Annotated in this window: 3 protein-coding genes; all 3 read left to right on the top strand. The window is 30.8% G+C overall.

The features are described from left to right. On the top strand, positions 1-195 hold a 195-nt coding region (locus tag DWX61_RS19100; protein ID WP_226824946.1), incomplete at its 5' end, for a hypothetical protein. Positions 196-241: 46 nt separating this feature from the next. Further along, on the top strand, positions 242-637 hold the full coding sequence (locus DWX61_RS18005; protein WP_117570147.1) for a DUF6483 family protein: 396 nt from the start codon (positions 242-244) through the stop codon (positions 635-637). Positions 638-691: 54 nt separating this feature from the next. Next, complete coding sequence (locus DWX61_RS18000; RefSeq protein WP_330415344.1) at positions 692-1021, top strand: DUF3784 domain-containing protein; 330 nt, start codon at positions 692-694, stop codon at positions 1019-1021. The last annotated feature ends 91 nt before the right edge of the window (positions 1022-1112 follow it).

The following is a 1112-nucleotide window of genomic DNA, read 5'->3' as shown; positions in this document are numbered from 1 at the left end:
TTATTTATGAAAAAAGGGATAAACAAATCAATCTTATTTTACATTGCATCAGTTCTGTTTTTCATAGCGTCAGCTATTGGCTTTACGAGTGGAAATGAAAGTTCTATGGCTATAGTATGGTTATGTCTTGGTTCTTCATTTCTTTGCTTGGGTTCGACTCATAAGAAAAAGGAAAACAATACAGATGATAAATAATTTCCTGCTTGTATTGTTGGAAAATCGGTAGTTATGGAGGTGAAAAATGTATTTCACAGACGAAAAAGACTATATTATGCGAATGATAAAAGAAATGGTAAGAGTATTATTTTCTTTAATGTTTGGGAAAAAGTATGTTTCTGTTGAACTTGAAAAAGAAAATAAATATGAAGTATCAGGGAAAAATTTGAAAGATTTTCTTGATATGATTGATTCTGGGAAAATTAACGAAGCAGAGAATATACTTTTAGATAGCATTGATTATACAGACAGAAATGAGGTAATGGCAGCAGCTCTTTTCTACCAATACCTTAGTGAGAAGGATAGTGAGTTTTTGAAAAATAACAATTATACAAAAGAAGAAGTGCTTTCTGGTTTTAAGCAATTACTTATGCAGTCAGGATATACTGATTTGCTATGTTTGGTCAAAGATGAGGAGTAATGTAGAAAATTCAAAGAGATAAGAGTGATTGGCTGAAAGGAGAAATTGTATTATATGTTCTATGATTATATGATCTATATTGTTTTTGACTTTATGATGGCAGTGATTATGTTTTTGTTTGGAATGTGGTTTTATAAATCAGAAGGAAAAGCTGCTAATTTCTTGTCGGGTTATAATATGAAATCAGCGGATGAACGAAAGAAATACGATGAGAATGCTATGTGTAAGGCATATGGAAAAAGAATGATGTTTATGTCAGTTCCTTTTATTATTGGAATAATCATAGATATCCAATATCTAGGAATTGGTTGTTTGATTGCATGGGGGATATGGTTTATTATGTTTGTTTTGTTGCTTATTGATAGGCATAAAAGAGAACGTTAAATTCCCATTTATTGGGAAGTCGCTGAGAACGAAAAATCGGAATTTATAAAGGAGAATATTGATGAAACTATTTTTATGTTCGCACTTTTCA

The organism is Ruminococcus sp. AF20-12LB (genome assembly GCF_003478985.1).
In the GTDB taxonomy this organism is placed as follows: domain Bacteria; phylum Bacillota; class Clostridia; order Lachnospirales; family Lachnospiraceae; genus Blautia_A.
This window is presented reverse-complemented; position numbering and strand designations above follow the sequence as displayed.